This window comes from Rhodococcus sp. OAS809, from assembly GCF_040546695.1.
Taxonomy (GTDB): domain Bacteria; phylum Actinomycetota; class Actinomycetes; order Mycobacteriales; family Mycobacteriaceae; genus Rhodococcus_F; species Rhodococcus_F qingshengii.
On record NZ_JBEPOI010000002.1, the window covers coordinates 1,460,662 to 1,480,667 of the forward strand.

The 20,006-nt window shown below is 60.7% G+C and carries 18 protein-coding genes and 1 pseudogene; 5 read left to right on the forward strand and 14 right to left on the reverse strand.

Going from position 1 to position 20,006, the window contains the following annotated elements:
• Window positions 1-21: 21 nt before the first annotated feature.
• Together ABIE52_RS09710 and ABIE52_RS09715 are read right to left on the reverse strand one after the other, a co-directional pair.
• Complete coding sequence (locus ABIE52_RS09710; protein WP_003942711.1) at window positions 22-1,131, reverse strand: MinD/ParA family ATP-binding protein; 1,110 nt, start codon at window positions 1,129-1,131, stop codon at window positions 22-24.
• A gap of 123 nt (window positions 1,132-1,254) precedes the next feature.
• On the reverse strand, window positions 1,255-2,181 hold the full coding sequence (locus ABIE52_RS09715; RefSeq protein WP_003942767.1) for a tyrosine recombinase XerC: 927 nt from the start codon (window positions 2,179-2,181) through the stop codon (window positions 1,255-1,257).
• 84 nt (window positions 2,182-2,265) lie between these two features.
• Here ABIE52_RS09715 and ABIE52_RS09720 point away from each other — a divergent pair, with 84 nt between their 5' ends.
• Window positions 2,266-3,438 (forward strand): multidrug effflux MFS transporter, encoded by a 1,173-nt coding sequence (locus ABIE52_RS09720; protein WP_165638371.1) that lies wholly within the window; start codon window positions 2,266-2,268, stop codon window positions 3,436-3,438.
• Here the strand turns inward: ABIE52_RS09720 and ABIE52_RS09725 are convergent.
• The 5 genes and pseudogenes from ABIE52_RS09725 to ABIE52_RS09745 form a co-directional block, all read right to left on the reverse strand.
• On the reverse strand, window positions 3,435-4,205 hold the full coding sequence (locus tag ABIE52_RS09725; RefSeq protein WP_030535667.1) for a siderophore-interacting protein: 771 nt from the start codon (window positions 4,203-4,205) through the stop codon (window positions 3,435-3,437). The two genes, ABIE52_RS09720 and ABIE52_RS09725, sit on opposite strands and share 4 nt — an antisense overlap.
• A 293-nt stretch (window positions 4,206-4,498) precedes the next feature.
• Complete coding sequence (locus tag ABIE52_RS09730; protein WP_003942721.1) at window positions 4,499-4,858, reverse strand: histone-like nucleoid-structuring protein Lsr2; 360 nt, start codon at window positions 4,856-4,858, stop codon at window positions 4,499-4,501.
• A 461-nt stretch (window positions 4,859-5,319) separates the two neighbouring features.
• Window positions 5,320-6,445: pseudogene (gene dprA / locus ABIE52_RS09735) on the reverse strand (DNA-processing protein DprA).
• Window positions 6,442-7,950 (reverse strand): YifB family Mg chelatase-like AAA ATPase, encoded by a 1,509-nt coding sequence (locus ABIE52_RS09740; RefSeq protein ID WP_192712511.1) that lies wholly within the window; start codon window positions 7,948-7,950, stop codon window positions 6,442-6,444. Before ABIE52_RS09740 ends, dprA begins: the two are co-directional and overlap by 4 nt.
• Window positions 7,950-8,306 (reverse strand): YraN family protein, encoded by a 357-nt coding sequence (locus ABIE52_RS09745; RefSeq protein WP_039973464.1) that lies wholly within the window; start codon window positions 8,304-8,306, stop codon window positions 7,950-7,952. Before ABIE52_RS09745 ends, ABIE52_RS09740 begins: the two co-directional genes overlap by 1 nt.
• 262 nt (window positions 8,307-8,568) lie before the next feature.
• Here ABIE52_RS09745 and ABIE52_RS09750 point away from each other — a divergent pair, with 262 nt between their 5' ends.
• Window positions 8,569-9,303 (forward strand): hypothetical protein, encoded by a 735-nt coding sequence (locus ABIE52_RS09750; protein WP_030535439.1) that lies wholly within the window; start codon window positions 8,569-8,571, stop codon window positions 9,301-9,303.
• 1,352 nt (window positions 9,304-10,655) lie between these two features.
• Here ABIE52_RS09750 and ABIE52_RS09755 read toward each other — a convergent pair.
• On the reverse strand, window positions 10,656-11,471 hold the full coding sequence (locus ABIE52_RS09755; RefSeq protein ID WP_192712512.1) for a helix-turn-helix transcriptional regulator: 816 nt from the start codon (window positions 11,469-11,471) through the stop codon (window positions 10,656-10,658).
• Window positions 11,472-11,615: 144 nt separating this feature from the next.
• Between ABIE52_RS09755 and ABIE52_RS09760 the strand changes: the two genes are divergently transcribed.
• The 3 genes from ABIE52_RS09760 (at window position 11,616) to ABIE52_RS09770 (ending at window position 14,202) form a co-directional block, all read left to right on the forward strand.
• Window positions 11,616-12,623, forward strand: coding sequence for an iron-siderophore ABC transporter substrate-binding protein (locus tag ABIE52_RS09760; protein WP_030535438.1), 1,008 nt, complete (start codon window positions 11,616-11,618; stop codon window positions 12,621-12,623).
• An 81-nt stretch (window positions 12,624-12,704) separates the two neighbouring features.
• The gene (locus ABIE52_RS09765; protein WP_003942716.1) at window positions 12,705-12,923 is read left to right on the forward strand and encodes a hypothetical protein; all 219 of its coding nucleotides are present in this window, start codon (window positions 12,705-12,707) and stop codon (window positions 12,921-12,923) included.
• A gap of 97 nt (window positions 12,924-13,020) precedes the next feature.
• Window positions 13,021-14,202 carry an RtcB family protein gene (locus ABIE52_RS09770; RefSeq protein WP_065455567.1) on the forward strand — a complete coding sequence of 394 codons (1,182 nt, stop codon included), beginning with the start codon at window positions 13,021-13,023 and terminating at the stop codon, window positions 14,200-14,202.
• An 84-nt stretch (window positions 14,203-14,286) separates the two neighbouring features.
• Here ABIE52_RS09770 and ABIE52_RS09775 read toward each other — a convergent pair whose 3' ends face one another.
• From ABIE52_RS09775 to ABIE52_RS09800, 6 genes are all read right to left on the reverse strand, one after another.
• Window positions 14,287-14,592 (reverse strand): DUF2469 domain-containing protein, encoded by a 306-nt coding sequence (locus ABIE52_RS09775; RefSeq protein ID WP_003942715.1) that lies wholly within the window; start codon window positions 14,590-14,592, stop codon window positions 14,287-14,289.
• A 37-nt stretch (window positions 14,593-14,629) separates the two neighbouring features.
• Window positions 14,630-15,310: a ribonuclease HII gene (locus tag ABIE52_RS09780; RefSeq protein ID WP_024487346.1), complete on the reverse strand. Its 681-nt coding sequence runs from the start codon at window positions 15,308-15,310 to the stop codon at window positions 14,630-14,632.
• A 50-nt stretch (window positions 15,311-15,360) separates the two neighbouring features.
• Window positions 15,361-16,164 (reverse strand): signal peptidase I, encoded by an 804-nt coding sequence (lepB, locus tag ABIE52_RS09785; RefSeq protein WP_172403453.1) that lies wholly within the window; start codon window positions 16,162-16,164, stop codon window positions 15,361-15,363.
• Window positions 16,165-16,219: 55 nt separating this feature from the next.
• The gene (gene rplS / locus ABIE52_RS09790) at window positions 16,220-16,561 is read right to left on the reverse strand and encodes a 50S ribosomal protein L19 (RefSeq protein ID WP_003942791.1); all 342 of its coding nucleotides are present in this window, start codon (window positions 16,559-16,561) and stop codon (window positions 16,220-16,222) included.
• Window positions 16,562-16,650: 89 nt separating this feature from the next.
• Window positions 16,651-17,538, reverse strand: coding sequence for a hypothetical protein (locus tag ABIE52_RS09795; protein ID WP_003942742.1), 888 nt, complete (start codon window positions 17,536-17,538; stop codon window positions 16,651-16,653).
• Between the two features lie 104 nt (window positions 17,539-17,642).
• The gene (locus tag ABIE52_RS09800; RefSeq protein WP_007729297.1) at window positions 17,643-19,982 is read right to left on the reverse strand and encodes a Tex family protein; all 2,340 of its coding nucleotides are present in this window, start codon (window positions 19,980-19,982) and stop codon (window positions 17,643-17,645) included.
• Window positions 19,983-20,006: the final 24 nt, after the last annotated feature.

Sequence of the window (20,006 nt, forward strand, 5' to 3'; positions counted from 1 at the left end):
TCGCAGAAATCGGTCGCAGAATCAGTGCCACTCGGAGACGGCGTGCCGACCCACAGCGTCCGCGAAGTCGTCGGCCACCATCGCTGCCAGTTCCATGAACGCTCGTCTGGTGGCCGGTCGCATCAATTCGAGGTCCATCACCGACCCCTCCGCGAGATGCTCGTCGAAAGGAATGACCTCGACGGCGCGGCATCGACGCATGAAATAGTCCACCAACGCGTCCATGTCGATGACGCTCGACCCTGGTCTGGCGGCGCTGATGACGACGACGGTCCGCTCGACCAGATGGCCGTATCCGTGCAACTGAAGCCAATCGAGCGTTGCCGCCGCACTGCGCGCTCCGTCGATTGCCGGCGAACTGACCAGAACCAACGAATTGGCAAGATCCAGAACGCCGTTCATCGCCGAGTGCATGATCCCGGTACCGCAATCAGTGAGGATGATGTTGTAGTAGACCTGCAAGATGTCGATGACCTGGCGATAGTCGGCCTCGCTGAATGCCTCCGAAATCGCCGGATCCTGCTCACTCGCCAGCACCTCGAGACGACTCGACGACTGGGATGTGTGCACTCGAACGTCCGAATAGCTCTTTATGTCCGGTCTAGCAGCAATCAGATCGCGCACTGTCGAATTGGTCTGCAGCGGAACACGTTGTGCCAAAGTCCCGAAATCGGGATTGGCGTCAACCGCCACGACGCAGTCACCACGCAGCGAAGCAAACGTCGCACCGAGTCCGACCGTGACCGTCGTCTTGCCCACGCCCCCTTTGAGCGAGAGCAGAGCGACTCGGTAGTCGTTGCGGATCGGCTGCTCGATTCGGGCGGCCAGTGCACGGTTGCGCTGTTCGTTGGTCGAATCCCCCAGATTGACCACACCTCCGGTCGCACGATGCAATCCCCTACGCCAGCCGCCACGCGGTGTCCGTTTCGGGCGTTTCAGTAAAGCTTCGGCAACCAGATCCTGGTTTGTCACCTGCTGTTGGCTCGACGGTGGCGGTGGCGTGGACCAGACCTCTTGCAGTCGCGCCACAGGCTCCGGCGTCGGCGCCGGCTCGGGAGCCGGTTGCGGCGATTCGGACAGCCAGGCTGGTTGGCCGCTGTTCGGCAGGTGCTTCACATCTTGGCGGTTCACGAATCCCCCGGATATCGCATGTAATCGAGTGTCTCGATACGACGATCGAACTTTGCCGATTGTTCACTCTTCTGAGCTGCGACGCTACCAAATACCAGCCGAGAACTCGCGTCGCTCCACAAATCAGGCGCGCGGATGGGCCTGATCGTGGACGGATCGAAGCCGTTCGACCGACACGTGCGTGTACAGCTGAGTGGTCGCCAAACTCGCATGACCGAGGAGTTCTTGGACCACACGAAGGTCCGCACCACCCTCCAGCAAATGTGTCGCAGCCGAGTGCCGAAGCCCGTGCGGACCCATGTCGGGAGCCCCTGGAATTGCAGCCATGGTTTCGTGGACCACCGAACGCGCCTGACGCTGATCGAGCCGGCCGCCTCGAACTCCGAGGAGCAACGCTCGCCCGGACCGATCCGAACACAGCGCGGGTCGTCCGTGCTCCAGCCAGCCGTTCAGTGCCGATTCTGCGGGCAGGCCGTATGGCACCGACCGCTCCTTGTTCCCCTTGCCGAGAACACGAAGCAATCGTCGATCGGCATCGACCGACTCGACGTCCAGTCCACACAACTCGCCGACGCGAATTCCGGTGGAGTACAACAATTCCACGATGAGTCGGTCTCGCAGGGCGAGCGGCTCTTGTTGCTGCGCACCGCTTTCCGCCGCATCCATTGCGTCGAGGGCCTGGCTCTGACGCAGCACCGTCGGCAGCGTCCGGCGAGCTGGTGGAGCCGCCAGACGTGTGCCCGGGTCGACGGAAATGCGTCCGGTCTGCGCGAGCCACGCAGTGAACCCACGCGCCGAAGAAGCCCGTCGAGCTACCGTCGTACGGGCTGTTCCTACGGCATTCTGGGCGGCCAACCACGAACGCATGACACTTAGGTCGAGGCGGTCGAGATCTGCATTCTCCGAACCCGCGGAGAAATGGGTCAGCAATGCCCGCGCGTCACCGACGTAGGCGCGGATCGTGTGTTCCGACCGGCCTCGGCTCAGTCGGAGGTGCTCGGCATACGCATCGAGGTGAACGCTCAAGCTCGCCGGCAATGCGTCAGTCATGAACACACGCTCGCTCGCCGCGATTGAAACTGCAAGCTCCCTCGCCGATAGGGTCGATCGGTGAATCGAGCAATTCCTCTGAAGATGTTGTGCGTACTGGCACTGATTTCCGCAATCGCTCCACTGTCCATCGACATGTACCTGCCCGGCCTACCGTTGATGGCGGATGCACTCGACACTACTGCGGCCAGCGTTCAGCTCACGCTGACCACCTTCATGGCAGGCCTCGGAATCGGCCAGCTGATCATCGGTCCGATCTCCGACGGACTTGGCAGGCGACGAATACTGCTGGCCGCGACAATCATCACGGCACTGAGCGGCGCGGCATGCGCGGTGGCGCCGAACATCGAGTTTCTCATCGGTGCACGACTCGTCCAGGGCTTGAGTGGAGGCGCTGCCATCGTTCTTGCCCGCGCTTGTATTGCCGACCGAGCGCGCGGCGACGACGCAGCGAAGCTCTTCAGCATCATGATGATCATCGGCGGTATCGCTCCCGTCGTCGCGCCACTGATCGGCGGCGCACTTCTCGGCCCCGTCGGATGGCGCGGAATCTTCTGGGTCCTGGCTGTCGCGGGCGCCGTGATGGTGGCTGGTGTCGTTTTGCTCGTTCCCGAGACACTTCCGCCCGAGCGACGCCACGGCGGCGGATTGAAGGCCCTGATCTCGAATCTGCGATACGTGGTCCGCAATCGGCACTACCTCGGATATGCGCTCGCATTCGTCTTCGGATTCGGCGCCTTGTTCGCGTACATCTCCGCGTCACCGTTCGTCGTTCAGAACGTTCTCGGACTGAGTCCGTCACAATTCTCGATCGTGTTCGCAGTGAACGCCACCGGAATGGTCACGGCAGCGATGATCACCACTCGCCTGCTCGGTCGCGTCGGAGCACGCACGCTGCTGCGTTTCGGCGTGTGCCTACTCCTCATGGGCGGCGCCGTATTGTTCTGCACCAGCGTGGTTTTCAGTTCCACGAATACCTGGTTGATCTTGGTCCCACTGTTGGTGGCAATTTCGAGCATCGGGTTCATCATGGGCAATGCGACCGCTCTCGCCCAAGGAGAGGTCACCAACGCGGCCGGGACCGGTTCAGCGCTGATGGGAGCGGGCCAGTTCGGCTTGGCGGCGCTGGTTTCGCCGTTGGTGGGAATTGCGGGAGAAGACACGGCAGTTCCGATGGCAATCGCAATTCCCACCTTCGGAGTTCTCGCGGCCGTTGCGCTCGTGTTGCTGACTCGCGGCACGGCCGCCGCGAGTTAGTTTTCGGCCGCAGCGAGTTCGGACTTCCAGACCCGGAAGCCCTCTTCGGTGCGACCACGACGCCAATAGCCGGAAATAGAAGCGGCCGACGCCGGGACATTTCGTTCCTTGCGAATGTACGGCCGGAGGTTGTGCATGACGGCTTGCGCTTCACCGTGAATGAACACGTGCGGTTCGCCCGGCAACCACTCGAGCGCCTTGACCGCGGCGACAACCGGAGCGTTGTCGCCCGCCAATTCTTCGCCGACCGCGTCGGACGATGCCCCGCGATGCAGCCAGGTCACGGCAATACCTTCTGGGGCATCGAGCGCGATTTCGTCTTCCGGTCCCCCGACCTCGACGACGGCGTAGCCGACCGCATTCGGCGCCAATCGCGCTATCGACGCGGAAATAGCGGGTATTGCGGTCTCGTCTCCGACGAAGAGATACCAATCAGCGGTTGGTGACGGCAAAAACGCGCCACCGGGTCCCCGCAGAGTAATCTCAGCGCCCGGCTGAACTGACGCGGCCCAAGGACCTGCGACACCCATGTCGCCGTGGACGACAAAATCGATTGCAATCTCTTTGGCATCAAGATCGTACGAACGAATCGTGTAGGTGCGCAGTGTCGGCTGATCAGGAGTGCCGAATTCGATCTTTACATAGGAATCGCTGTATTCGCTGGGAGTGAACGACTCGAAGCCTGGTCCCCCGAGAAACACTCGTACCATATGGGGGGTCAATTGTTCGGTCCGCAGAACCGTCAATGCAGTTGTCGGCTTGGCCACAGAAAGATCCTTCCCAAAGTTAGTGTTACCTAACTAATGTACACGACAATTGCAGCACGAGGGCGAAATACCTCGCCGGCGACTCCACATAGCGCTCTGTCGACCTTTGTGCAGAGCGAAAGAAACCGACCAATCTGCTGGGTAAATTCGGTGCTGTTTAGACGAATTATCTGATCAGCTTCACACGGACGACCTGTCGGACAAAGCTGTCCGAGAACTCGGCAAAGCAACAGTAAAATACACCTCTGGCTCCCGGCGAGTTCGCCGAGAGCCAGAGGTGTATTTAATTCGATCTAGTGTGCAGCGTCGAAAGCGTCGATGATTTCCGCTTTGATACGCCCACGCGGAGCAACTTCGTAACCGTTCTTACCTGCCCAGTCACGGATGGCCTGGAGCGTCTCCTTGGAGCGTCCGGAACCTGATGTGGCCTGCGGAGATGCAGCCTGAGCCTTCTTGCCGCGCTTCCCGCTCACCTTCGCAGCAGCCTCCACGAACGGCTTCACCGCAGCGTCGAACTTCTCTGCATTGGTGGCGCGCAGATCGATCACGTAATCCGTTCCCTGGTAAGAGAACTCAATTCGATCACCGAATCCATCGTCAATCGGCTTACCATCAAGGTCGTCGATGAGTTGCCGAATCAGCTTCTCAGCCATTGCACTCCTCTTTCAATGATCGATTCAATTCTCCTTCACAATACACAGATAGAGCGTTGATGAACAAAAGAAGTTCGAAAGCCTTCACCGTTTCCGAACAGACTCAATGGTCCGAATTAGCAGCGGGTTAGCGGCATTGCCTCGACCGAACACGACCCTGAAAATTCTGCACATTCATCCCTCGGATGCCGGGTGTCAATCAATGCCCGCCGTCATCGTGATCCAGACTAATCGGACTTCCATGCACATTGACCTGAGGCTTTCCTGAGACCCGTCGAACTTGCAGGTCGGGTCGGCGAAACGCATCGAGAATTACATTGCACACAGTCGAGCAAATTCGTGAAAAATAGCCCTGACGTGCCATTTCCGATGCGCTGCGGGTATTGACGATTCACGGTCTTCGCAAACGATTAGTGAGCATCGCCACGCATGGTCTGACGGGCGCAGAAGTAGTTCACGTACTACCGCGTCCGAAACCAACCACTGGAATCAGAACTTGCAAATCCCTCCAGTTCGAGCAGAGGAAGAGTGGCACGAACCTGAGCTATGAGCAATCCTGATTCCTCGGACAACTCACGCGTACTGCGAGACCCCGTTCCCGGCAATGCTTCGTATACCAATCGAGAATTGCCTCGCAATGCGTCGATGTCACGCGTCGCGGCCGCATCCTCCGCGGAATCCCCGACACCAAATGGGCCTGACGCTTCGACTACATCCACGGCATTGGAAACGAGTTGCGCTTCACCTTCGCGGATCATCCGGTGGCATCCGGTCGACGATGCCGAGGTAACCGGTCCGGGCACCGCCATCACGGGACGGCCTAACTTCCGAGCCCAATTGGCGGTATTGCGTGCACCACTGCCAACCCGCCTCGACCACCACTACTCCGTCCGACAACGCAGCTACCAGTCGATTCCTTGCCAGAAACCGGAACTTTGCAGGTGTTGTGCCCGGCGGATATTCACTTATCACTGCACCCGAACTCGCTATCTGTTTGAGTAGTCGCGCATGCCCTGACGGATACGCTCGATCCACGCCACAGGCCAAGACAGCCAGTGTGTTTCCACCTACGCCCAATGCAGCGCGGTGCGCGGCCCCGTCGATACCGAAGGCCGCCCCGGAAATCACGGTCCATCCGTCGACAGCGAGGTCACCGGCAATCTCTGCCGTCACGTGTTCGCCGTACGCAGTAGATGCCCGCGTGCCCACAATTCCAACCGATCTCTCGGTCAGATCAACCAAATCCCCGGACCCCAACACCCACAACACAAATGGCGCCGTCTCACCCCCGGAGGGATCGAGTCCGTCAAAGGAAAGCATTCGCCACGCCGGCCAATCGGCGCAGTTCGGTGTTACGAGTCTGCCACCCATCGCCTCCATCAGGTCGAGGTCTCGTTGGGCTGTGTCGATGTGAGCGCGGGCTCGCGTCTTCTCCTCGATCGCGGGTGGCAGATCGCCGTTGCGAACCGCCCTCGCAGTTTCTTCGACCCCGAGCTCGCCGATCAACATGGACATATATGTGCTAGGGCCCTGCACGACGCGGGACAGATATGCCCAAGCGAGTAGTCGTGGATCGTGTGCAGTCATTGGAATCCCCTGTCTCGAAAGTCGAGTGCGGTGACAACTTGGTCTGGTCCGGGCATCGCTTCACCTGCCAGATCGGCGACACTCCAGGCAACCCGCAACGCGCGGTCCGCCCCACGAGCAGTGATGACACCTTTACGCAGCGCCCGTTCCACCGGCGCCAGCGCTGCACGCGAGAGTCTGAACTTCTGTCTCAACGCCGGCCCTGGTACCTCCGCGTTGGTCCGCCACCCGTACTCACTCCACCGCTGGGCTGCAGTGTCTCGAGCCGCCGCCACGCGCGCACGAACATCGCTGGTGCTTTCCCCCACTTCGTCGATCAGCGCTCCGGTTGCTACCGCCTGCATCCGGACTCTAATGTCGACCCGGTCCAACAACGGGCCGGACAATTTACCCAGGTATCGGCGACGTGCCGCGGGCGCACAGACGCAATCCGCGTCTCGGGGCGGCGCGCACGGGCACGGATTCGCGGCCAGGATCAGCTGGAACCGCGCCGGGTACCGAGCAACTCCGTCCCGCCGGGCGATTCGCACTTCCCCGTCTTCGAGTGGTGTGCGTAGCGCTTCGAGCACCTTCACCCCGATCTCGGCACATTCGTCGAGAAACAGCACGCCGCGATGGGCGCGGCTGACCGCACCAGGACGAGCCATCCCACTACCACCACCCACCAGCGAACTGACCGACGAACTGTGATGCGGCGCAATGAAAGGCGGCATATCGATCAACGGCCGATCCTCCGGCAACACCCCCGCCACCGAATGAATCGCCGTCACCTCCAACGACTCCCCCTCCGTCAACGGCGGAAGAATCCCCGGAAGCCTCTGCGCCAACATCGTTTTCCCGATCCCCGGCGGACCCGTCAACATCAAATGATGCGCACCCGCCGCAGCAACCTCGATCGCCCACCGAGCATCCGTCTGCCCGACAACCTCACTCAAATCCCGCACCGCCACCACACCAGCACGCTCGAAAACATCAGGAACAGCAAGCGCCAACTCCCCACGCAACCACCCGATCACCGCGGACAGATCGTCAGCGCCCAGCACCTCGATCCCCTTCACCAAGCCCGCCTCAGCCAACGCCCGAGCCGGAACCACCACAGTCCCCCACCCCGCCCGCTTCGCCGCAAGCACCGCAGGCAACACACCACGCACCGTCCGCAAACGACCGTCGAGCGCCAACTCCCCCAAAAACACAGTCTCCCGCAACAACTTCCGCGGCAACTTCTTCGCCGCATCGAGAACTGACAACGACAAAGCCAAATCGTAAACACTGCCCACCTTCGGCAACGTCGCCGGCGACAACGCCAAAATCACCTTGCTGTCCGGCCACTCCTCACCAGAACTGGTCACCGCCGCTCGAATCCGATCACGCGACTCGTGCAACGCCGTATCAGGCAGCCCCACCAAATGCACCGCAGGCAACCCGCGCCCGATATCCGCCTCGATCTCCACTATCTGCCCGTCCACACCACTGACCGCAACAGAATGCGCCCGCCCCAACGCCATCAGAACGCATCCACAAAATGCTCGACCGAAGGCACGCCGTCCCGGCCGATCAACACCGCCACCACATCGAAACGGACCCTCGACCACGACCGGCCCGAATCAGTGAGCCAGTGCATCGCCAACACCCGAATCCGACGCTGCTTCGCGAACGTCACCGACTCCGCCGGACTCCCGTACCCGGCACCCGAGCGAGTCTTCACCTCCACGAACACAATTCGATCACCGGACGTCGCAACAACATCCAACTCGCCGTACCGACAACGCCAATTGCGTTCGACAATCTCCAAACCCGCATCAATCAGGAACTCGACAGCCACATCCTCGCCCCGAGCCCCCAACGCCATATTCCTCGCCATCGCAGCCCCCACCACTCACACCCCGCGCCCGCCCATACGAAACGCGTCCCAACCACCACCCTCAACCCACCACCACAAAACCAAGCCATCCGAAAACAACCTGTTCACAACTCGGAACCTGTGGAATTCGGCAGCGCGACACACCAACGGCGACCCGAAACCTGACAATTTTCTGAAATCAGCCACATCTTGGACGAAAGTCCAGTAGAACTAGTTACAGTTTTGCTCAAACCGTCACGCACCCCGCTGAATGGAGTTCTACATGGCCCGCCGCTCACTTCGCCACGCAGTAGCAACCACTACATCCCTCGTTCTCATCGCCGCCGGCGTCACTGTTGGACTTGGAGCCTCGGTGGCGCAAGCAGCACCGGCATGCGCGCTCAACCAGTCGGTCACCGACAGTTGGGCCGGTTCCCTCGGGACGCCGTACACCGTCAGCAAGGAGGTTGTCGGCGACGGCAAGGTCGCCCCGGGACAGACGGTCACCTACCTGACAAAGGTTTCCGGTTCGGGAGCACTCGTCAATCAGATCCGCGATTTCCACCCGGCAGGATTCCAGCTGGTCAAGGCTCGCCTGAACGTCAAATGGCTTATCGGCGACCAGAAGTGGGACGACGTCACCAAGACCGTCGTCGTCGGCAACAACTCCGTGGTGGCAAAGGGCGGCGGATGGACCACTGCTGGTGGCGGCATCATCGCATTGGAGACCACCTACAAGGTTCCCGATAACGCAGTTGTCGGCTCTCAGCTCGACAGCGGCGCCGGGACCAACATTGTGCTGGCGGCGGGCGACTGGGACATCAATCCGATGGGCGTGTGCGTCACCATCCGGCAGCCGAACCCCGTCGAGGCCGGCGCCGGAAGCCTCGAAGACATGGGCTTCGGCTCACTCAACTCCGGATCGGGCCAGGTATTCGGCTCCCTGACCGACCCGCAGGGGTCGATGACCAATGTCATCAGCGGCGTCCTGGGCAATGTGCTCGGCAACATGAGCTGACTCAGTTCAGATTAGTAAATGGGCCGAGCCACCAGCATATGCTGGCAGCTCGGCCCATTTCAATGTTCTGGAAGTATCTTCGCCGTTGAAACCATCAATCACTTCCGGCGTTCCGACAACGAAGGTAGAAGCTTAGACATCGAACTGCGGTCTGGATCGCTCGAAGAGACAAGGCCATGACTTCACAGATTGGTACTAATCTCCAAAATCGAACTACCTACTGGTTTATCCCCGAGGAAGGCACACCCATTTTTATTCTATGCGTACCGTCCAGGCGGTCAACGTCGTAGAGCCACTGCTCCGCCCGCCAGCTCGATTTACAATTCGTTTCGAGGTAGACGGACAACCTATTGGCGAGCATGTCTGACTTTGAAGCGACAGTCGACCTGCACGAATTTTCCTATGCCGACAACTTAAGAACTCCGCGAAACTTTCACTTGTATAGTTTGTCTGACAGATTGCAGTTGCAATACAACTCACCCACAAACTGCGCAGCTCCCACAGCAGAAAGTTGGTTCTCAAGTGACGCAGCCACCCAACTCTCCATCTGACCAACCGAACCAAGAGCCCCGACCACCGGAATACTGGCTCGCTCAGCACCAAGCACCGTCGCCAGAATCGGATCAACCTTACGAACCCCATCCCGAGCACGAGACAGATTGGCGATTCGCTGGTGTACCGCCAGTTGGATTCGTACAGGCCGACTCTCCCCTCCCTTCCAACTACATGCCAAATATCGTGGCAGCTCTACTTGCATGTTTCGGGATAATCGTCGGAAGCCTCGGTCCATGGGTGACATTTCTCAACTTCTCAAAGTCTGGTGTCGACGGAGACGGCGTCCTAACACTCGTTCTCGGCGCGGTAGCAGCAATCGCACTGTTCACTATTCTATCTAGAGGAGGAAAGGCCAAATTTGGAGACCGGTGGGTCGCGCCAGCGGTAGGCGCAATCGCGGTCGTGATCGGAATAATCGACGCCATGAACGTTTCAGATGCAGAAGCGACGGTTTTTCGCACCACCGTTCCTCCATCGATCGGGTGGGGGCTTTGGGTTGTCCTCCTTTCTGGCGCAGCATTGTGTGTTACGTCTTCTACGGTTACGCAGATCGTCGGAAAGCGCTCACGATGAGGACATTTCTGATTTTTGTCTAATCGCCATCAAAATGCTGCCGTAACCGATTGACCGATCGTCGAGACGCAGCCCTGAACGAAGAATCCGATGCCAATGCCGACTCTCAGCCTCCGCAAAGCCAGCCTGGGTGTACTGAAGACTGCCACCCTCAGCATTTAGCCTGTCGACGCGAGCACGATCTATCAACTATCGTCTCCGAGTGTGCGACGTGGGTTTCCAACTCAGCGACTCACTGCATCAGCTTTCCCACCGTACTTGGCGGGCGTCGTACCGAAGGTTTCCCGAAATGCGGCGATGAACCCACTACTGGTCCGGTAACCCACTTGCGGGGCAACGTCGTTGACACCCTCACCCCGCGCGAGCATCTCGAGCGACGCATACATTCGGGCGCGAGTCCTCCACTGTCCGAAGGTAATCCCAGTATCGGCGACAAAGGCACGCATCAAGGTCTTGGAACTGACCCCGAGTTCGCCCGCCCACTCCCCTAATGTTCGCGAGTCCGCCGGATCGGCGAGGATCCGTGCAGAAACCGAACTCGCCGCAGCATTACGAGGAACCGCGAGGACGTCGTGCCGTTCGGGCGCGGCAGCAAGAATGTCGTAGAGCAACTCCTGACTCATCAACCGCCGAGCATCGTCGATGGTCCGATCTGCGAGATGGCGCAGCAATTGAGCGGACAAAGCATCGACTTCGAGAACCAGTGGCTGAGTCCACCTGGGCCCGCCAGGGCGTAGATCCGGACGCGCATAGGCCGCGATCATGCATCCCGCCGACAGAAGCGTCATGTCGTGGAGAACGGTGCCCGGCAACCAGACCAAGTGCTCGCTGTGCAGGTGCCACACGTTGCCCCCGGCAGCAATCTGCATCGTCCCTTCACTCATCCAGGCGATCTGATGCTCCGGGTGGCGGTGAGCCCCGTACGCGGTCACGCCCTCGACGACGTTGGTGTAGACCTGAAAATCTTTGAATGTCCGTCCGCGACTATCGGGCAGCGCTAGCAAGGACTTTGGGCGAGTCGAGTACTCGATAGTGGACATTTTGCGTCTTTCTGGGCGTATCCGAGTCCATCCTGAAGGATGGACCGACGATCCTGCAAAGGTTAGCCTCACTTTATTGCTGACGCGACCAGCTCAGCACTTCACGCGGACCTCAGATCACTTCGCCCACCACTTCGAAGGAGCATGCACGTGCCCTCACATAGCACCCGAATCCTCGCCGCCTTATTCACGACGGCCGCGATCATCGGGTTCTCGACCGCCTGTGGAACCTCGCAAGGCGTCGACACCGCATCAGCGACCCAGAGCAACGACGCATTCCCCGTGACGATCGAGCACGCACAGGGTTCGACGACAATCGATGCCGAACCGCAGCGGGTAGTGACACTCGGATACACCGATCACGAACCACTGCTCGCCTTGGGAGTCGAACCCGTAGGCATGGCCGAATGGTGGGGGTCCGGCATGGATGAAAGCTGGCCGTGGACGAAGAATTACTGGAAGGGGAAAACTCCGACCTACATCAACAGCGGCGGAGACTTCAACTTCGAGCAAATCGCCTCCCTCGCACCAGATCTGATCCTCGCGCTGTACGCCGACATCGACACGGAAACCTACAAGAAGCTGACCTCGATTGCGCCGACTGTCGCGCAGAGCAAGGACTACGACGCGTACACAACGCCGTGGACCGACATGACGCTCACCGCCGGGCGCGCCCTCGGCAAAGGACCACAAGCTCAGCAACTGATCACGGATACCGAAAACGCGTTTGCCGCCGCCCGCGCTGCACACCCGGAGTTTGCCGGGCAAACCGCAACGATCGTCAACCTCGACACTCCCGAGGGCTACGTGTTCTCGTCGCACGACCCACGCGGCATTTTCCTCTCGTCACTCGGGTTCACCCTCCCCGCGACCGTCGACGCATTCGTCGGCGACCAGTTCGGCGACTGGATGCCGAACGAGCGATACGACATCCTCGAACCCGTTGATCGTTTGATCGTGATGGCCGACCCGGAGGGAGAGAAGGCCCTCGCCGGCAACACGCTCTACCAGCGACTACCCGCCGTGAAGAGCGGAAATGCGATGGTCGTGCGGTACACCGCAGATCCACCCGTCGGCGCGGCGATGTCCGGCAATACCGTCCTGAGCATTCCGTATGCCATCGACCAACTGACAGCCACGTTGTCGAAGTAAACTACAGGGCAGGTATCGAAAATATGTTCGAAGAGTGTTAGCCTCGGGGTCAGGAAGCACTCACGGACATCGAGGATCACCATGGACGAGGTACCGGACACCGCGTTAGATCTGGCTCGACTGGTCGACGAGCTGACGGTTCTCGACCAGCGACGCGTCGACATCGGCGAGAGTTTGGTTCATCTCGAGTACCTCTACTCCCAGATGGGCGCACGGCAACAAGCAGATGCTGCCCGAAAAGCCTTCCAGGAGAAGTACGTCGGACGAATCTACGAACTCGCAGACGGCCTGCGAACCTGAAAAGGGGTTGCACACAACCACTGACCGAGCGCATGGTCATTCCTGCACGACACACCGGACCGATCGGTTCGGCTGTGAACTATGTGGGAGAAATCTGATGGAGAAGATCACCAAGAGGCTGTGGAACTGGGCATCGATACTCGACGAGAACACTCGCGAGCAAGCGCTGCGTACGTCCCAGATGCCTTTTGTCCGTCCACATCTGGCGCTTATGCCGGATGCGCACCTCGGTGCGGGAGCGACGGTGGGTTCGGTCATTCCGACGGAAGGCGCAATCATGCCCGCCGCCGTCGGAGTCGATATCGGCTGCGGAATGATCGCGGTCAAAACCCAGTTCAGCGCACGCGACCTTCAAGGCCGCGACCTGACCGTACTTCGCCACAGCATCGAACGCTCCGTCCCGCTCTCGGCAGGTGTCTACAACAAGACGCTGAGCGACACGGCGAAAATCCGCATCGCAGAACTCGAGGCGATGGCGGGCGATCGCCTGTCCTTCTACGACAAGTTCAAGAACAACTGGAGGTTTCAGCTCGGAACGCTGGGCTCTGGTAACCACTTCATCGAGGTGACGCTCGACGAGAGCGACGGCGTCTGGCTGTTCCTGCACTCGGGAAGCCGCGGTATCGGAAACAAGCTCGCGCAGCATCACATCAAGATCGCCAAGGACTTGTGCGAGCGGTGGTACATCAACCTTCCCGATCCGGATCTTGCCTACCTGGTCGAGAAGACGCCCGAATTCGACTCGTACATCACCGATCTCAACTGGGCTCAGCACTTCGCTCTGCTCAACCGCGAAGAGATGATGGACCGCGTCGTGAAGGACTTCGCGCACTTCATGGGAGACGGCAAACCCGCGATCATCGACGAAGTCGAGCGGATCAACTGCCACCACAACTTCACCCAGAAGGAGTTCCACATGGGCAGGGGTGTGTGGCTGAGCCGTAAGGGTGCGATCAAGGCAGACGAGGGCACGCCCGGGCTCATCCCCGGTTCGATGGGGACGGCGAGTTACGTCGTCGTCGGGAAGGGAAACGTACCGTCGTTCAAGTCCAGCCCCCACGGCGCGGGTCGGGTGTACGGACGTAACCAGGCACGCAAGACCTTCACCATCGAAGATCTCGACAAGGCAATGGTCGGCATCGAATACAAGCGTTCCGCGGCGTTCCTCGACGAGATCCCGGGTGCGTACAAGGACATCGACGTCGTGATGGACGACGCGAAGGACTTGGTCGAGATTCGACACACGCTGCGTCAGATTGTGAACGTCAAGGGCAACTGACCCCGCACAACTCCGCGAAATACGAAGTGCCCCGCCGATATCGGCGGGGCACTTCGTTGTCGAGATCAGTCCGGCAAGCGCAGATCAGTCAGGAAGGCGCAGATCCGGCTTGTCCAGCTCTTCGATGTTGACGTCCTTGAAGGTCACGACGCGTACGTATTTCACGAATCGCGCCGGGCGGTACATGTCCCACACCCAGGCGTCGGACATCCGCAGCTCGAAGTAGATCTCCCCGTCTGAATTGTGGGGCAGCAACTCGACCGTGTTGGCCAGGTAGAAACGTCGTTCGGTCTCCACGACGTAGGAGAACTGTCCGACGATGTCCCGGTATTCACGGTAGAGCGACAGCTCCATCTCGGTTTCGTACTTCTCGAGATCCTCGGCACTCATCGGTTTAGCCAGTCCTCCCAGTTCGTCTGAACGTCCATCATCCCGTACGGCCCGCGCGTTGTTCCAACCGGACTCCCGCAGCCACCACGTTGGCATAGGTCATGCGGTGCTCAGGGCACGGCCCCAGCTCGTCGAGTGCGTCCATGTGCAGTGGCGTGCTGTATCCCTTGTGAATCGCGAAGCCGTATCCCGGATGAGTGTCGTCCATCTCGGTCATCACACGATCTCGGGTCACCTTCGCGAGAACGCTCGCCGCGGCGATGCATGCAGCGGCGCCGTCACCGCCGATGACCGGTAGCGACGGAGCCGTCAGACCCGGAACCCGGAATCCGTCGGTGAGAACGTAGCCCGGTTCGAGGTCGAGGCCCGCAACTGCTCGTCGCATCCCCTCGATGTTGGCGACGTGGATGCCGATCTGATCGACTTCCGCAGCGGGAACAGAGATGACACTCCACGCCAACGCCAAGCGCTTGATCGCCGGGAAAAGCTCCTCGCGCGCACGTTCGGTCAGCTTCTTCGAATCGTCGAGCCGCGCGAGGGCTGCTTGCGGTTTCGGCGCCAGGACACACGCTGCAATGACAAGTGGACCAGCGCACGCTCCGCGCCCGGCCTCGTCGACGCCGGCCACCGGACCGAGTCCGGTTCGCGCCAACGCAGACTCCATCGTCCGCAGACCTGCCGATCTGCGAATGACAACGCGAGGGGGCCAACTACTCACTGTCTCTGCCTACTCGGAACTACGCGAATCCATGTGTGCGGTCCGACAACTCAGTTGCCCTGAATATCAGGCGCATCGATGCCGCCCATTCGCGACGGGGGAAGAACGATGAAACGAGCTTGACCGATGATGTTGTCGATCGGGACGGTTCCCTGGAACTCGTCGTCGACGTGGTAGCGCGAGTCGGCGGAATTGCTGCGGTTGTCACCCATGACCCACACGTGGCCCTCGGGAACGGTGATCGGTCCGAAGCAGCGGCCCGACTTCAATTCGGTGTCACACGTTTGCGTTCCCGGAGTGAACGGGAAATCCATCTTGATGTACGGCTCGTCGAGCGGCTTGCCGTCGACCAGGACTCGGCCCTGCTCGTCGCAGCATTCGACGGTCTGGCCGCCGGTAGCGATCACTCGCTTGACCAAGTCGTTCTCGTCCGGCGGAACGAGGCCGACCCACGAACCGACCTCTTGAATGCCGCGGACGACAACGTTGTCGGACCGATTGGACACATATTTCGTGTTCCACGAATCGGGTCCCTTGAAGACGACGACGTCGCCGGGTTCCGGATCGCCGAAGCGGTATCCGATCTTCTCCACCACGATGCGGTCACCGGTACATCCCGCACAGCCGTGCAGTGTCGGTTCCATCGACTCGGATGGGATGAGAAAAACTCTGAAGACAAATGCCTGAAGGACGATGCTGAGTACCAGCGCTACGCCGATCAGAACAGGGAGTTCTCGCAGAAACGATCGCTGTTTCTTCTGCGGCCGATGTGAGGTCGGTTCCGCGGAACCGCTTGATCCCTCGTGATTCTCGGGTCCGGACGACAATGCCTGCTCCTTCGAAGAATCTGCCACAGAAACCAGATTAGCCCGACACCGCGCGTACGCGGTGCCGGGCTCATCGGAAAGATCAGCGCTTTTCCTTGATCTTCGCCTTCTTGCCACGAAGCTCACGGAGGTAGTACAGCTTGGCGCGACGGACGTCACCGCGGGTCAGAACCTCGATGGAGGCCAGCGTGGGGCTGTGAACCGGGAAGGTGCGCTCGACGCCGACGCCGAAGGAGACCTTACGGACGGTGAAGGTCTCGCGAACGCCGCCGCCCTGGCGACGAATAACGACGCCCTTGAAGACCTGCACGCGCTCCTTGGAGCCTTCGATAACCTTGACGTTCACGTTGAGCGTGTCGCCGGGACGGAACTCGGGGATGTCGTCGCGGAGCGACTTTTTGTCCAGGAAGTCCAGGGTGTTCATATGTCATCCTTGTATTTCGCAGGAGCAGAGGAACCGAGCGGCACGCGTTTCGGTCTCCCGAAACGGCGCTCGTCTGGTTCGTGCCCAGATCAAGTGCTGCTGCCTGGTCCAGGCAACCCGTCCATTGTGCCAGACGCGGATACCAGCGGGGAAATCGGTGGCGGCGGAGCTGCGTGGATGGTGTGGTCCAGTTCCTGCTCGGCCGCGGTCATCGCATGTTCGACGCTCGGCGATCCGGCTATCAGATCCTGGACGTAGATCTTGGCCCGGATGACGGGCCGACGCCATTTCCGTTCGCGTTCGAGCGCGCGGTTCATCCGTTTCGGCTTGCGCGTGTACCGCCAGCGAGCCCACGGTGCACCCGGCCGGCTCAGGCGGACCGCTCCGATTACCAGCAACGGGAAAACGAACAGGCCGACGAGCCCCGTCCAGATCTTCCCTTTGAGAATCACGATGGCTGCCAAGGCGAAGTTGATCAACGCGACGAAAACGAAGACCAATTTGATCCACGGATCGCGTTCTTCACGGAATCCGGCGACGTCGAGAAGTTCGAGCGGGCGGAAACCCAGCAGCACCAGACCGGTCACGGCGATCGCGACGAAGACCGCATCCACCGAGGTCCGACCTTGTTCGGACCAGTACACATCCTTCAGATAGAAGATCAGTGCGAACTCGTCGAGCACCAACGCCGCACCCATACCGAAGATCGCCGCCAGGACGGCACCGGTGGTCTGCGAACCATCGACGTAGACCGCGATCAACGCACCACCGGAGATCATCATGGCGATCACACCGAACACGACGTGATGCACATGCTGGCCTCCGGGCGCGATGTTGCCCGGCCACCATTTCACTTGCGCGCGAATCATACGGACGCTGAGGCGGATGAAAAGGAAGGCGGACAGGAACCCGAGCAGGAAGAACAGCAACGGCAATCGGCCATGGGCGATGATCTCGCGCTCGAGCCACTCCCGCATCACTGTCCTCCCTTCACCGAATTCATGATCCGACCCTGATCGGATTCATACCGCCAACCGACTCGATTGTGACGATACGGACTTCGAAAACCCGGCGGACGGATTTACTTGCCGAAGCCCGCCTTGCGCAGAGCGTCGGCCATCGACCCGGCAGCAGGCGCGCGGTTGTCCGGTCGCTGCTCGCGTCCGCCCTGGCGTCCGCCATTTCCTCGTTGCTGACCCTGCCCCTGACGCTGGCCCTGCGGCTGGCCCTGCCGCTGAGGTTGCCCACCTCGCTGGCCTTCGGACTTGCGGGGCGCTCCCACCTCGTCGTCGAGACGAAGCGTCAGCCCGATGCGTTGGCGTGCCTCGTCCACTTCGAGGACCTTCACCTTGACGACGTCACCTGACTTGACGACCTCGCGTGGGTCCTTGACGAAGTTGTGCGACATCGCCGAGACGTGAACCAGACCGTCCTGATGAACTCCGATGTCGACGAAGGCACCGAAGGCTGCGACGTTGGTGACCACGCCTTCGAGGGTCATGCCGGGCTTGAGATGCGCGACCTTCTCGATACCTGCGGCAAAAGTCGCGGTCTTGAATTCGGGTCGTGGATCTCGTCCCGGCTTCTCCAACTCGGAGATGATGTCGGTGACGGTCGGTAGACCAAATCGCTCGTCGACGTAGTCGGACGCCTTGACCGATCGAAGTGCCTGCGAGTTTCCGATCACGGTGCGCACGTCCCCGCCTGCACTCGCGACGATCTTGCGAACCACCGGATATGCCTCCGGGTGGACGCTCGACGCGTCGAGAGGGTCGTCGCCGTCGGTGATCCGCAGGAAGCCTGCGCACTGCTCGAATGCCTTGGGTCCCAGTCGGGAGACATCCTTGAGACCCTTGCGGGATTTGAACGGACCGTTCTGGTCCCGATGCGCGACGATGCTCTCTGCAAGGGATCCTGCAATTCCGGACACCCGAGCAAGCAGCGGCACGGACGCGGTGTTGACGTCGACGCCGACCGAGTTGACGGCATCCTCGACGACGGCGTCGAGGGAACGCGAGAGCAGCGATTCGGTGATGTCGTGCTGGTACTGACCGACGCCGATGGACTTGGGATCGATCTTGACCAACTCCGCCAACGGATCCTGCAAGCGACGCGCAATGGACACCGCACCGCGAATCGAGACGTCGAGGTCGGGAAGTTCCTGCGACGCGTAGGCCGAAGCCGAGTACACCGATGCGCCTGCCTCGGAGACGACGATCTTGGTCAGGTTGGGCGCGCCGGTCTTCTTGATCAGTTCGGTAGCGAGCGTGTCGGTCTCGCGTGAGGCCGTGCCGTTGCCGATGGCGATCAGTTCGACGCCGTGTTCGGCGACCAGTCCGGCAAGCGTCGCGAGAGCCGCGTCCCACTTGTTCTGCGGCTGGTGCGGGTAAATCGTCTCGTAGGCAACAACTTTGCCGGTTCCGTCGACGACGGCAACCTTCGTTCCGGTGCGGAATCCGGGGTCGAGTCCCATGGTGGGTCGGGCGCCGGCGGGAGCTGCGAGGAGTAGATCCTTGAGGTTGGTGGCGAAGACGTCGACGGCGTCCTTTTCGGCCGACTGCCGCAGACGCATCCGAGTGTCGATACCGAGCGTGACGGCGAACTTCGTCTTCCACGCCCACTTGACGGTGTCGAGAAGCCACCCGTCGGCGGCCCGACCACGGTCGGCGATCTCGAACCGCGACGCGATGCGGCCTTCGTAGACCGTGCGCTCCCCCGGCGCGAGTTCTTCGGTGTCTGCCGCCATGTTGAGCGACAGCACTTCTTCCTTCTCGCCGCGCAGGACGGCGAGGATGCGGTGCGAGGGCAATTTGGAGAACGGTTCCGAGAACTCGAAGTAGTCAGCAAACTTCGAGCCATCGGTTTCCTTGCCCTTGCGGACCGAGGAGACGACCTGGCCGCGATTCCACATCAGCTCACGCAATTCACCGACCAGATCGGCGTCCTCGGCGAAGCGCTCGACGAGGATCGACCGGGCACCGTCGAGCTGCTCGTCCGAATACTTCGCGGGATCGGTGGTGGGATCTCCGATGAGAGCATCGGCGACGGGCTCGTGGCCGGCCTCGCGGGCGATCTGCGCCTTGGTGCGCCGCTTCGGCTTGAAGGGGAGGTAGATGTCCTCCAGCCGCGCTTTCGTCTCGGCCAGCATGATCTGACCGCGCAGTTGATCGTCGAGCTTGCCCTGAGAGTCGATCTCCGTGAGCACGGCGTCACGACGGTCGTCGAGCTCGCGGAGATACCGCAGCCGCTCGTCCAGGAGTCGCAGCTGGGCGTCGTCGAGCGTGCCGGTGACTTCCTTGCGGTACCGGGCGATGAAGGGCACCGTGGCTCCGCCGTCGAGAAGGTCGACTGCTGCTGCAACCTGGCCTTCGCGGACGTCGAGTTCCTCGGCAATGCGCTGGTTCACGGTCTTGAGAATCACGAGATCCGACCCTACCGCTATCCT